The sequence below is a fragment of the Sphingomonas sp. NIC1 genome, from assembly GCF_001638925.1.
GTDB classification, from domain to species: Bacteria; Pseudomonadota; Alphaproteobacteria; order Sphingomonadales; family Sphingomonadaceae; genus Sphingomonas; species Sphingomonas aquatilis.
Map to the genome: position 1 here is coordinate 1,134,645 of NZ_CP015521.1, position 11,768 is coordinate 1,146,412.

The 11,768-nt window shown below is 66.9% G+C and carries 11 protein-coding genes; 7 read left to right on the forward strand and 4 right to left on the reverse strand.

The genetic code is table 11. The features are described from left to right. Positions 1-27: 27 nt before the first annotated feature. The 6 genes from cpaB to A7E77_RS05510 are packed head-to-tail and all read left to right on the forward strand — an operon-like array spanning position 28 to position 6,638. The gene (cpaB, locus tag A7E77_RS05485; protein ID WP_063686439.1) at positions 28-1,074 is read left to right on the forward strand and encodes a Flp pilus assembly protein CpaB; all 1,047 of its coding nucleotides are present in this window, start codon (positions 28-30) and stop codon (positions 1,072-1,074) included. Between the two features lies 1 nt (position 1,075). Beyond that, the gene (locus tag A7E77_RS05490; RefSeq protein WP_063686441.1) at positions 1,076-2,686 is read left to right on the forward strand and encodes a type II and III secretion system protein family protein; all 1,611 of its coding nucleotides are present in this window, start codon (positions 1,076-1,078) and stop codon (positions 2,684-2,686) included. A 17-nt stretch (positions 2,687-2,703) separates the two neighbouring features. Next, the gene (locus A7E77_RS05495; protein WP_063686443.1) at positions 2,704-3,363 is read left to right on the forward strand and encodes a CpaD family pilus assembly protein; all 660 of its coding nucleotides are present in this window, start codon (positions 2,704-2,706) and stop codon (positions 3,361-3,363) included. A 1-nt stretch (position 3,364) separates the two neighbouring features. Next, complete coding sequence (locus A7E77_RS05500; RefSeq protein ID WP_017980053.1) at positions 3,365-4,642, forward strand: Flp pilus assembly protein ATPase CpaE; 1,278 nt, start codon at positions 3,365-3,367, stop codon at positions 4,640-4,642. Between the two features lie 20 nt (positions 4,643-4,662). Then, positions 4,663-5,637: a type II secretion system F family protein gene (locus A7E77_RS05505; protein ID WP_018250623.1), complete on the forward strand. Its 975-nt coding sequence runs from the start codon at positions 4,663-4,665 to the stop codon at positions 5,635-5,637. Positions 5,638-5,657: 20 nt separating this feature from the next. Then, positions 5,658-6,638 (forward strand): type II secretion system F family protein, encoded by a 981-nt coding sequence (locus A7E77_RS05510; RefSeq protein ID WP_024310354.1) that lies wholly within the window; start codon positions 5,658-5,660, stop codon positions 6,636-6,638. A 22-nt stretch (positions 6,639-6,660) separates the two neighbouring features. Here the strand turns inward: A7E77_RS05510 and pyrC are convergent, their stop codons facing one another. After that, the gene (gene pyrC / locus A7E77_RS05515; RefSeq protein ID WP_063686445.1) at positions 6,661-7,698 is read right to left on the reverse strand and encodes a dihydroorotase; all 1,038 of its coding nucleotides are present in this window, start codon (positions 7,696-7,698) and stop codon (positions 6,661-6,663) included. Between the two features lie 71 nt (positions 7,699-7,769). Between pyrC and A7E77_RS05520 the strand changes: the two genes are divergently transcribed. Further along, positions 7,770-8,474 carry a YgfZ/GcvT domain-containing protein gene (locus A7E77_RS05520; protein ID WP_063686446.1) on the forward strand — a complete coding sequence of 235 codons (705 nt, stop codon included), beginning with the start codon at positions 7,770-7,772 and terminating at the stop codon, positions 8,472-8,474. A gap of 3 nt (positions 8,475-8,477) precedes the next feature. Here A7E77_RS05520 and A7E77_RS05525 read toward each other — a convergent pair whose 3' ends face one another. The 3 genes from A7E77_RS05525 to A7E77_RS05535 form a co-directional block, all read right to left on the reverse strand. Continuing rightward, positions 8,478-9,779, reverse strand: a complete 1,302-nt coding sequence (locus A7E77_RS05525) for a UDP-glucose dehydrogenase family protein (protein ID WP_063686448.1) — start codon at positions 9,777-9,779, stop codon at positions 8,478-8,480. A 249-nt stretch (positions 9,780-10,028) separates the two neighbouring features. After that, positions 10,029-11,150: an OmpA family protein gene (locus tag A7E77_RS05530; RefSeq protein ID WP_063686449.1), complete on the reverse strand. Its 1,122-nt coding sequence runs from the start codon at positions 11,148-11,150 to the stop codon at positions 10,029-10,031. Positions 11,151-11,259: 109 nt separating this feature from the next. Continuing rightward, positions 11,260-11,766: a DUF2793 domain-containing protein gene (locus A7E77_RS05535; protein WP_063686479.1), complete on the reverse strand. Its 507-nt coding sequence runs from the start codon at positions 11,764-11,766 to the stop codon at positions 11,260-11,262. Between the last annotated feature and the right edge of the window lie 2 nt (positions 11,767-11,768).

Sequence of the window (11,768 nt, forward strand, 5' to 3'; positions counted from 1 at the left end):
CCGGCGACCTGAAAGGCCCGATGAGACATGGATAGTCGCAAGATCGTTTTGCTGGTGGGCGCGCTGTTCGTGGCCGGCATTACGGCATTCTTCGCTCGCACGCTCATCGCCGGGTCCGCGGCGCCGCAGGCGGCTGCCATGGGCACGCCGCCACCACCGCCGCCCGTCACCGGCCCGGAAGTACTGGTCGCGACGCGGGCGCTGCCCGTCGGCACCATCCTGGACGCGACCGCGCTGAAGTTTCAGCCCTGGCCCAAGGAACTGGTCGACGGCGCCTATTATCTGAAGCCGACGACGGACATCACCAAGCTGCAGGGCACGGTGGTGCGCAACGCGATCACCGCCGGCCAGCCGCTCACCAAGGGCGCGCTCGTCTCGCCGGGGGATCGCGGCTTCCTGGCCGCGGCGCTCGGCCCGGGCATGCGCGCGGTCACCGTCGCCGTGTCGAATCAGGCCGCGGTGGCGGGCTTCGTCTTTCCGGGCGACCGGATCGACCTGGTCCTGACGCAGACGGTTGCCGGCGGGGGCGACGGTCCGCCGCTCAAGGTATCCGAAACGATCATGCGCAACGTCCGCGTGCTCGCCACCGACCAGCGCACCGACAATGTCGCGGGCGAGGACGGCAAGACCAAGGTCAGCACCTATTCTACCGTCACGCTGGAGGCGACGCCCAAGATGGCCGAGCAGGTCGCCGTCGCCCGCACGATCGGCGAACTGTCGCTGTCGCTGCGCGCGCTGGCCGACAATCCCAGCGAACTCGAAGAAGCGATCGCCAATGGCGCGGTGAAGGTGCCGGGCGATGCGAAGGGCGAAAAGGCGATGATGCTGCGCGTCGCCGCCCAACCGCAAAGCGGCAGCTCCAGCTTCGCCACCGGCGCCGACGTGTCGCGCTACCAGCGCAGCACGGTGCCGACCGGCAAGGGCAATGGCCCGGCCTCGGTCCAGGGCGTGCCCCTGCCGGGTGCGGGTACGCCGGGTGCGGCAGCGGGAAGCACCGCCGTCGCCATGGGACCCGTCGTGCGCGTCGCGCGCGGCAACAACGTGACCGTCGTTCCGGTCGGGGGGAAGAATTAAGATGCGCACCACCGTATCTGCCGACGCACGCCGGCGCACCGCGCCGCCGCGCACGGCATCGCTCGGACTGGCGCTGGGCCTCGTGCTCGCGGCCGGCAGCCTCGGCGGCAGCGCCGATGCGCGCCTGCCCGCCGGCGGCGCCAGCGTGGCGGGATCGTCGATCGTGCAGGTCAACACCGGCCGCGGCCGCCTGGTGACGCTGCCGCGCGCGATGAGCGACGTCTTCGTCGCCGACGAAACCATCGCAGACGTGCAGGTCCGCTCGCCGACCCAGCTCTATATCTACGGCAAAAAGACCGGCGAGACGACGATCTCCGCCACCGCAAAGGGCGGCGCGGTCGTCTATGCGACCACGGTTCGCGTCGGCCAGAACCTCGATTCGATCAGCACGATGCTGCGTCTGGCGATGCCCGATGCGCAGTTGACCGCGACGCCGATGAATGGCCTGGTCCTGCTCACCGGCACGGTGGCCGGGCCCGGCGATGCGGCGGAAGCCGAGCGCTTGGTCCAGGCCTATGTCGGCGATACGACCAAGGTCCTCTCGCGCCTGCGCACCGCGACGCCGCTGCAGATCAATTTGCAGGTTCGCGTCGCGGAAGTCAGCCGCAACTTCATTAAGAACGTCGGCGTCAACTGGCAGACCAACGACGCCACCAGCGGCTTCAAGTTCGGCCTCGCGCAGGGCCGCGGCGCCAGCACCAACTTCGCGCCCGGCGGCCCGTTGGGCACGGGCTTCACCACCCCCGCCACCGGCGGCAGCCTCATCACCCAGGCCGCGAACAGTGCGACGCTGGGCCTAGCCAGCAAGCTGTTCGGCATCGACGTGATCGGCGCGCTCGACCTGGGCGAGACGACCGGTCAGGTGACGACGCTCGCCAACCCCAATCTCACCGCTCTGTCGGGTGAGACCGCCACCTTCCTCGCCGGCGGCGAAGTGCCGGTGCCGATTGCGGGCGGCTTCGGCACGACCTCGGTCGAATACAAGCAATATGGCGTCAGCCTGGCCTATACGCCGACGGTGCTGTCGGACGGGCGCATCTCCCTGCGCGTCCGCCCCGAAGTGTCGCAGCTCGATTACGCCAATGCCGTCCAGCTCAACGGCACACGCGTGCCCGGCCTCACCACCCGCCGCGTCGAAACGACGCTGGAACTGGGATCGGGCCAGAGCATGATGATCGGCGGCCTGCTGCAGAACGGCCACAACAACACGATCCAGAAAACGCCGTTCCTCGGCGACCTGCCGATCATCGGCTCGCTGTTCCGCTCGAACGGCTTCCAGCGCAACGAGACGGAACTGGTCATCATCATCACCCCGTATCTGGTGAAGCCGGTGAACAGCCTGTCGCAGATCGCGATGCCGACCGATGGCTATCGGGCACCGACCGACGCCGAACGCCTGCTGCTCGGGCAAATATCCGGCACGCCGGGTGGCCCGCGACCGGGACCCGTGATGGTGCCGGGTTCGCCGATGGCGGTCTCGCCGACGATCGGAGCCGCCGCCGCGGTGCCGGTCGGCCGCGCGCCCGCTCCCGCCTCGCCGCGCACCAGCGCCGATCCGCGCGCGACCGTGCGCCGGGCCGGCGCGGCGCCCGTCCCCGGCTTTTCCAACTGATGGCTTGCTCCAAGGACATGGCTGCGATGACCAAGCGTTCGATCCTTCCTGCCACGCTGCGTGCGACGCTCGCTGCGCCGGCCTTGCTGCTCGGCGGCTGCATGGGCACGCAGAATCCGGGGATCACCTCGGTGCATCAGCCCGTCGTCTCCCGGCAGGATTATGCTCTCGACGTCGCCACCGCGGGCGGGCGACTCGCCCCCAGCGAAGCGCGCCGCCTGTCGGACTGGATGAACACCATGCATCTGGGCTTCGGCGATCGCGTCGGCGTCGATGCCGGTGGCCCGATCCCGGTCGCGGCGCGCGACGAAGTCGCGGCCGTGGTCGCCAGCTATGGCCTGCTGCTGTCGGACGATCACCCGGTCACTGCCGCCCCGGTGACGCCGGGCACGGTCCGCGTCGTCGTCAGCCGCATGCACGCGCGCGTTCCCGGCTGCCCCGACTGGAGCCGCGACGCCTCGCACGAATTCGACGCCAATACCTCGTCGAACTTCGGCTGTGCGGTGAACACCAATCTGGCCGCGATGGTCGCTCGTCCGGGCGATCTGGTGCGCGGCGTCGACCACGATCCGATCAGCGATCCGGTGCTCACCGCCAAGGCGATCGACGCCTATCGCAAGAAACCGGCGACCGGCGCAGGCGCGCTGGAACAGGTCAGCGCCAAGGGGGGCCGTTGATATGAACGCGCCGTGGAAACCGGCCGGCATCGTCAGCCGCGATCCCTTCGCCGCCTATGTCTGCGACGAGGCCAGCGCCGAAGCGCTGCGCCCGATCGCCGGCGACATGGGCTGGTCGATCGACAAGGTCTATAAGGGCGGCCTGCGCAACGCGGTGCAGTCGCTGTCGGTTTCGGCAAGCCCGCAGATCCTGTTCGTCGACCTCGCCGAATCGGGTGATCCGCTCAACGATATCAATGCGCTGGCCGAAGTGTGCGAGCCGGGCACGGTGGTGATCGCCGCCGGCCAGGTGAACGACGTGCGCCTGTATCGCGATCTGATCGCGAGCGGCATCCAGGACTATCTGCTCAAGCCGTTGCAGCCCGACGCGCTGCGCGAATCACTGGGCCACGCGCATGCGATGCTCAACGCGCCCAAGCCGATCGAGGCCAGCCTCGACCGGCCGCATAGCGCGATCGCCGTGATCGGCACACGTGGCGGCGTCGGTGCGTCGACGATCGCGACCTCGCTCGCCTGGCTGGTCAGCGACAAGGAAAAGCGCACGACCGCGCTGCTCGACCTCGACGTGCATTTCGGCACCGGCGCGCTGACGCTCGACCTCGAGCCCGGCCGCGGCCTCACCGACGCGATCGAAAATCCCAGCCGCATCGACGGCCTGTTCATCGAACGCGCGATGGTGAAGGCCAGCGAGAAGCTCGCGGTCCTCTCCGCCGAAGCGCCGATCAACACGCCGCTGATGACCGACGGCACCGCCTTTCTTCAGTTGCAGGAGGAAATGCGCGCCGCGTTCGAAGCGACCGTGGTCGATCTGCCGCGCAGCATGCTGATCCTCTACCCGCACCTCATCCGCGACACGCAGTCGATGGTCGTGGTGACCGAGCTGACGCTTGCCGCCGCGCGCGACACGATCCGGCTGCTGTCCTGGCTGAAGGCCAACGCGCCGCAGACGCAGGTGACCGTCGTCGCCAATCGCGTCCACGCCGCGGGCCAGCTCGAAATCAGCCGCAAGGATTTCGAAGGGTCGATCGAGCGCAAGATCGATTTCCTGATCCCCTTCGACCAGAAGCTCGCGGCGCAGGCGGCCAAGCTCGGCAAGCCGCTGGCCGAGGCCGGCAAGAATTCGCGCACGATCGCGCCGATCATCGCGCTGACCCGCCATGTGCTCAACGCCGCCGACGACATGGTCGTGGGTGACGATGACGGCGGCACCGGCAAGCCCAAGAGCAAGTCCTTGCTCGGCGGCATGTCGGCGATGCTGTCGAAGCGCAGCAAGAAATAACGTCGGGCAAGGGCGCCGCGATGGATCTGTTCTCCCTTCTGATGCTGGGTCTCGGCGCGACGATCTCGCTGGGCATGGTGCTGTTCGTGTTCGCCGGCCCCTCGCCGCAGCGCGCGCAGACGCGGCGCATCGCCGCGATGCGCGAACGGCACGGCGACAGCGGCGTCGTCGCCGATGCGCAGATGCGGCGGATCGCGGCGGGGCGTGAACAGACGCGGTCCGACATCGCCTTCGGCCGCCTGCTGCCCAACCCCGAACAGCTCGCCAAGCGACTGGCGATGACCGGTTACGACTGGACGGTCGGCCAATATGGCATGGTCAGCGCCGGGCTGGTTGCCGTCATGACCGGCCTGCTGTGGCTGAAGGGCGCGCCATTGCTGCTCGCACTGCTGTTCGGCCTCGCGGTCGGCGCAGGGATACCGCATTGGCTCGTCGGCCAGTTCATCAAGCGCCGAATCGCCAAATTCACCGCCAAATTCCCTGACGCGATCGAATTGCTCGTCCGCGGCCTGCGCTCCGGCTTACCCGTCAGCGAGACGATTCAGGTCGTCGGCAACGAAGTGGAAGGCCCTGTCGGCGAGGAATTCCGCATGGTCGCCGACAAGATGAAGATCGGCAAGTCGATGGACGCGGCGTTGCAGGACACCGCCGATCGGCTCGGCACGCCCGAATTCCAGTTCTTCGTCATCACCATCGCGATCCAGCGCGAAACCGGCGGCAACCTCGCCGAAACACTCGCCAACCTCGCGACGGTGCTGCGCCAGCGCGGCCAGATGAAGCTCAAGATTCGCGCGATGTCGTCGGAATCGAAGGCGTCGGCCTATATCGTCGGTTCGCTGCCCTTCATCGTCTTCACGATGATCTGGTTCATCAACACCAGCTACATGCAGAACTTCTTCGTCGACCCGCGTCTCATCATCACCGGCCTCGGCGGGCTGCTGTGGATGGGAATCGGCGTATTCATCATGGCCAAGATGGTCAGCTTCGAAATCTGACGGCGGGAACGGGTAGAGACATGCAGGCTTCCGGTCCGACACTGATGGGTATCGACGTGCTGTGGGTCGCGACGATCCTGTCGGGCGTCGCCGCCTTCGCGGTGATGATCGCAATCTACGCGGCGACGACGGTCAGCGACCCGATGAGCAAGCGCGTCAAGTCACTGAACGACCGGCGCGAACAGCTGAAGGCCGGCATTACCGCCTCCACCAAGCGGCGCGCCAAGCTGATCCAGCGCAACGACACCACCGACCTGATGCGCACGATGCTGTCGTCGCTGAAAGTGCTGCAGGACAGCCAGGTTAAGGAAGCGCAGCTCAAGCTGATGCGCGCCGGCATCCGGTCGAAGGATTGGGCGGTCGGCGTCATCTTCGGGCGAATGGTGCTGCCGATCGTGTTCGGCGGGATCATGGCGTTCATCGTCTACGGCACCTCGACCTTCGACGATTGGTCCGCGTTGAAGCGCTATGCTTTGGTCGCGGGCACGCTGGTGCTATCGTACAAGGCGCCCGACATCTACCTCAAGAACGCCATCACCAAGCGCACCGATGCGATCCGCAAGGGGCTGCCCGATGCGCTCGACCTGCTGGTGATCTGCGCCGAAGCCGGCCTGACGGTCGACGCCGCCTTCCATCGCGTCGCGAAGGAACTGGGCCGCGCCTATCCCGAATTGGGCGACGAATTCACGCTGACCGCGATCGAACTGGGCTTCCTCACCGAACGGCGTCAGGCGTTCGAGAATCTCGCCACGCGCGTCGAACTCGATGCCATCAAGGGCGTGGTCACGACGATGATCCAGACCGAAAAATATGGCACGCCGCTCGCGTCGGCCTTGCGCGTCCTGTCGGCGGAATTTCGCAACGAACGCATGATGCGCGCCGAGGAAAAAGCCGCGCGTCTGCCCGCGATCATGACGATCCCGCTGATCCTGTTCATCCTGCCGACGCTGTTCATCGTCATCCTCGGCCCCGCGGCCTGTTCGATCAACGACGCCTTCTGACGGATGGGTGGGGTTCGACGACTTACCCCTCGAACCGCCATCCCACCGTATCGCCGGCCAGGAACGGCACGACCGACGTCTCGCCCTCGCCGATCCGCTCGGGCACCGTCACCGTCTCGCGCACCAGCGTCACCGTGCCCTCGTTCAGCGGCAGGCCGTAGAAGCGCGGGCCATGTTCCGACGCGAAGCCCTCGAACCGGTCGATCGCCCCATCCTCGTCAAAGGCCTGTAGATACGCCTCGAGCGCAAAGGGCGCATTGAAGATGCCCGCGCAACCGCAGCTCGACTCTTTTGCGCCGACGACGTGCGGCGCGCTGTCGGTGCCCAGGAAGAATCGCGGACTGCCCGACGTCGCCGCGCGCCGCACGGCTAGCCGATGCGCCTCGCGCTTTAGCACCGGCAGGCAATAGGCATGAGGACGCAGGCCGCCATCGAACATCGCGTTGCGGTTGATCAGGATATGCTGCGGCGTGATCGTCGCCGCGATCGGATGATCGACCTCGCTGACGAAGGCAGCCGCTTCCGCGGTCGTGATATGCTCCAGCACGATCTTCAGCGCCGGATAGTCCCGGATCAGCGGCATCAGCACGCGCTCGATGAACACCGCCTCGCGATCGAAGATATCGACCGATTTGTCCGTCACCTCGCCATGGATCAGCAGCGGCATACCGATCCGCTGCATCGTCTCCAGCACATCGGTCAGCGCCCGGATATCGGTGACGCCATGCGCTGAATTGGTCGTCGCATGGGCCGGGTACAATTTGCAGGCGGTGAAGACGCCGGCCGCATGTCCCGCCGCAATCTCCGCGGCGTCGATGCCGTCCGTCAGGTAACAGGTCATCAGCGGCGTAAAGCCGCCACCGTCGCCGACCGCCGCCAGAATCCGCTGCCGATAGGCCTCCGCGGCGGCGACACTCGTCACCGGCGGGGTCAGGTTCGGCATCACGATCGCTCGCCCGAACTGCCGCGCGGTATGCCGTGCGACCTGCGTCAGCATCGCGCCATCGCGCAGGTGAACGTGCCAGTCGTCGGGGCGGCGGATGGTCAGGCGATCGGTCATGCGCCCTCCTATCGTCGTCGGCGCCGTGTCGCCACCTTGGAAAATGACGGCGACAGCCTAGGTGCAGTGGCATGAACGCCACCACGCTCACCGATCGCGCCGTCATCCGCCTGTCCGGAGAGGATGTGCGCGGCTTCCTGCAGGGCCTCGTCACCAACGACGTCGCCGGCGTCCTGCCGGTCTGGACCGCGCTGCTGACACCGCAGGGTAAGGCACTGTTCGATTTTCTCGTCTGGGCCGATGGCGACGACCTGCTCCTCGATGCCGAAGCGACCCAGGCGGAGGCGCTCGTCCGACGGCTGACGCTCTATCGCCTGCGCCGGGCGATCCGGATTGCGATCGACACGGGGCTGGCGGTGCATTGGTCGCGCGATGGGACGGAAGGGGTCGCCGATCCCCGCCTGCCCGCGCTCGGGCAGCGCTGGATCGCTCCCCCCTTGGACCCCGTCGACGGGTGGCAGGCCCACCGCCTGTCGCTCGGTGTGACCGAAGGGATCGGCGAACTCGGCAATGGCGAAACGCTCTGGCTCGAGTGCAACGCGCGCGAACTCAACGGCGTCAGCTTCACCAAGGGTTGCTACATCGGCCAGGAAAACACCGCGCGCATGCATCACCGGGCCAAGGTCAACCGGCGCCTGGTCGTCGCGCCGTTGGCGGAACCGGGCGATCGCACGCGGGCGACCTATCCCGACCTCGGCCTCATGATCGAACACCGCCGGGTCGAGGCGCTCGGCAATGCGCTGATCCCCGACTGGCTCGCCCCGGCGCTCGCCTGACGCTCAGCGTCCGACGGCGGTATAGGCGAAGCCGGCGGCTTCCACCTCTTCGCGGCGGTAGACGTTGCGCAGGTCGACCAGCACAGGCGCGGTCATCAGCGTCTTGAGCCGCGTCAGGTCGAGCGCGCGGAAGGCGTCCCATTCGGTGACGATCACCACCGCATCGGCACCCCCGGCCGCATCATAGGCGTCGCTGCAATAGGTGAGGTCGGGCATCATCCGCCGTGCCGGCTCGACGCCTTCGGGATCATAGGCCCGCACCGTCACGCCCTCGTCGAGCAGCGCCTGCGCGATCGCGATCGAGGGCGCGTCGCGCATGTCGTCGGTGTTCGGCTTGAAGGTGAGGCCGAGCAGCGCGACCGTCTTGCCCTTGGGCGCATCGCCCAGCGCGTGCAGCACCTTGCGGCCCATCGCGCGCTTGCGGCTGTCGTTCACCTTCACCACCGCCTCGACGATGTGGATCGGGCTTTCGAAATCCTCGGCGGTCTTCAGCAGCGCCAGCGTGTCCTTGGGGAAGCACGATCCGCCATAGCCCGGGCCGGCATGCAGGAATTTCTTGCCGATGCGGTTGTCGAGCCCGATGCCGCGGCTGACGTCCTGCACGTCCGCCCCCACCGCCTCGCACAGGTCGGCGATCTCGTTGATGAAGGTGATCTTGGTCGCGAGGAAGGCGTTCGCGGCATATTTGATCAGCTCGCTGGTGCGGCGGCTGACGAACAGGATCGGCGATTCGTTGAGGTAGAGCGGGCGATACACGCCGCGCATCACCCGCTGTGCGCCCTCGTCGTCGGTGCCGATGACGATGCGGTCGGGACGCTTGAAGTCGCCGATCGCGGCGCCTTCGCGCAGGAATTCGGGGTTGGAGACGACCTGGACATCGACCTCGGGGCGCTTCTCCCGCAGGATCGCCTCCACCTTGTCGCCGGTGCCGACGGGGACGGTCGACTTGGTGACGACGACGGTCGGGCCGGTCACCGCCGCGGCGATCTCTTCGGTCGCGGCAAAGACGTAGCTGAGATCGGCATGGCCATCGCCGCGGCGCGAGGGCGTGCCGACCGCGATGAAGATCGCGTCGGCGCCCGCCACGGACGAGGCCAGATCGGTAGTGAACGTCAGCCGCCCCGCCGCCACGTTGCTCGCGACCAGCGTATCGAGACCAGGCTCGTAGATCGGCATCCGCCCCGCCTTCAGCGCGGCGATCTTGCCCTCGTCCTTGTCGACGCAAATCACCTCATGCCCGAAATCGGCAAAGCAGGCACCCGATACCAGGCCGACATAGCCCGAACCGATCATCGTAATGCGCATCGATACCTCGTCGTGGAGGGGTGATCCCCGGTCACGCGCTCTCTAGCGAAACAGGGCGCGATTGCCACCCTCCCAACCGGAAGGGCAGGGAACGCTTCACGGTCAGCACATTACGACACGTGATTGGACCGCGCAAAGCGAACATCGCGACCGATCCGCATGCGCTTGACGGGGATTACCGACCGCAAACGAAAAGGGAGGCCGGCTTTCGCCGACCTCCCCAATCGTATCCCAACGGTGGGACTGGTCTTACTGACCAGCGCCCGGGCCGTAGGTGATCTCGACGCGACGGTTCTGCACTTCGCGAACGCCGTCGGCGGTCTGGACGCGCAGACGGGTTTCGCCGAACGCTTCGGTCGAAATCTGCGCCGCCGGGACGGCGTGCGAGGTCATGTACGCCTTGACCGAGTCGGCGCGACGCTGTGACAGACCCAGGTTGTACTTCGGCGTACCCGACGTGTCGGTGTAACCGGCAACCATGACCTGCGCATTGTTGCAGTTCTGGTACTGGCTGACCGCGTTGTCGAGGATCGACGCTGCTTCCGGCGTGATGTCCGACTTGTTCCATTCGAAGAACACGATGAACGGACCAGGCGAGCAGACCGGCGCTTCGACCGGCGGCGGCGGCGGAGCAGGAGTCGGCTCCGGAGCAGGCGGCGGCGGCGGCGGCGGCGGCGGGGTCGGCGAACCGAAGTTGTAGGTGATGCCGCCCAGGATGCTGTGCGAACGGAAGCGACCGTCGAACGTGCGGTTGGTCACGTCGACCAGCTTGACGTTGTCGGCGTTGAAGAAGCGATACTTCAGCGTCGCGTCGATGTGGTCGGTCAGCGGCGCGCGAACGCCCGCTAGGCCCTGCCATGCGAACACGGTGTCCGAATCGTCGACGAAGTTACCGCGGGTGTTCAGCTGGTAGTTCGCCTTGACGCGAGCGACACCGACACCGCCGCCGACGAAGCCCTGGATGCCGTCATCGTCACCGAAGTCGAGCAGGCCGTTCAGCATGAAGCTGAGCGCCGAGGTGCGGCCGCCAGCATAGCTGTACGAACCGGCCGGAACGTTCACGAGCGCACCCGTCGACGTGTACGCCGGGGTGGTCAGCGTCGAGGTGTAGCCATCGACGGTCGCGCTGCGATAGCCGACTTCGGTTTCGACGCGGAACCCGCCGAAATCGTAGCCGATCACGCCATCGACGTCATAGCCATAGTTGTGATCGACGGTGGCCGCATTGCGCGACGCGCCGATGTCATAGTTGATGTCTTCGACGATCATCGCACCGCCTTCGACGCCGACGTACCACGACTTGTCGCGGGCGAGGGCGGGAGTGGCGAGTGCGGTGGAGGCCAGTGCCAGAACGACGGCAAGCTTCCGCATAGAAGTCCCCTTTCTTGAGTGTCACTACGGACAGCGCAAACTCACTATCGGAGGGTTGGTTTCCACGCAAGCCGACAAAAGGTTGGAACTGTTGCGCCAATGTCACAGGTCAGCCGGTGCCGATCAGGCCATGGCCGCGCAGCGCGGCAAGGATCGCGACCAGGGTGGAGCGGGCGACATCGTCGATCGTGCCTCCGCCCTGCGGGTCGGCGATCGCGCCCTTGCGGCTGCCGACGACCTGCTGCCCGCCCACCGTCAGGCGCGCCCCGCGGACGTCACTTTCTTGCCACAGCCCTCCCCGATAAGCGATTGGTATCGCTTGCGAAACGTCCCATACGATCAGGTTCTCGCGTGGGTCGACGAAGCGCCATCCCCCCTCGCTCCAGCCTGCCAGTCGATTGGCTTGGGCCACCCACGCGCCGGTCGGATTAACCCCAACGACCCAGCATTGCCCGACACCGGGCGTCGTCGGCGGAACCGACAGCCCGACCGCCTGCACCACCGGATGCAACAGCATATCGATCCGCGTCAGCGCCTCATTATGCGTCAGCTCCTTGTCCGCCTGCCCCGCCGCGAGCAGCGGCAGGGCGAATCGCGACGTCGTCAGACTGTTCATCG

What these genes read in the sequence shown, in the direction of transcription:
- pyrC (WP_063686445.1), bottom strand. Translation starts at nt 7,698, where the DNA reads ATGACCGATCGCCTGACCATCCGCCGCCCCGACGACTGGCACGTTCAC.
- A7E77_RS05510 (WP_024310354.1), top strand. Translation starts at nt 5,658, where the DNA reads ATGCAGGCTTCCGGTCCGACACTGATGGGTATCGACGTGCTGTGGGTC.
- A7E77_RS05500 (WP_017980053.1), top strand. Translation starts at nt 3,365, where the DNA reads ATGAACGCGCCGTGGAAACCGGCCGGCATCGTCAGCCGCGATCCCTTC.
- A7E77_RS05530 (WP_063686449.1), bottom strand. Translation starts at nt 11,150, where the DNA reads ATGCGGAAGCTTGCCGTCGTTCTGGCACTGGCCTCCACCGCACTCGCC.
- A7E77_RS05520 (WP_063686446.1), top strand. Translation starts at nt 7,770, where the DNA reads ATGAACGCCACCACGCTCACCGATCGCGCCGTCATCCGCCTGTCCGGA.
- A7E77_RS05535 (WP_063686479.1), bottom strand. Translation starts at nt 11,766, where the DNA reads ATGAACAGTCTGACGACGTCGCGATTCGCCCTGCCGCTGCTCGCGGCG.
- cpaB (WP_063686439.1), top strand. Translation starts at nt 28, where the DNA reads ATGGATAGTCGCAAGATCGTTTTGCTGGTGGGCGCGCTGTTCGTGGCC.
- A7E77_RS05490 (WP_063686441.1), top strand. Translation starts at nt 1,076, where the DNA reads ATGCGCACCACCGTATCTGCCGACGCACGCCGGCGCACCGCGCCGCCG.
- A7E77_RS05495 (WP_063686443.1), top strand. Translation starts at nt 2,704, where the DNA reads ATGGCTGCGATGACCAAGCGTTCGATCCTTCCTGCCACGCTGCGTGCG.
- A7E77_RS05505 (WP_018250623.1), top strand. Translation starts at nt 4,663, where the DNA reads ATGGATCTGTTCTCCCTTCTGATGCTGGGTCTCGGCGCGACGATCTCG.
- A7E77_RS05525 (WP_063686448.1), bottom strand. Translation starts at nt 9,779, where the DNA reads ATGCGCATTACGATGATCGGTTCGGGCTATGTCGGCCTGGTATCGGGT.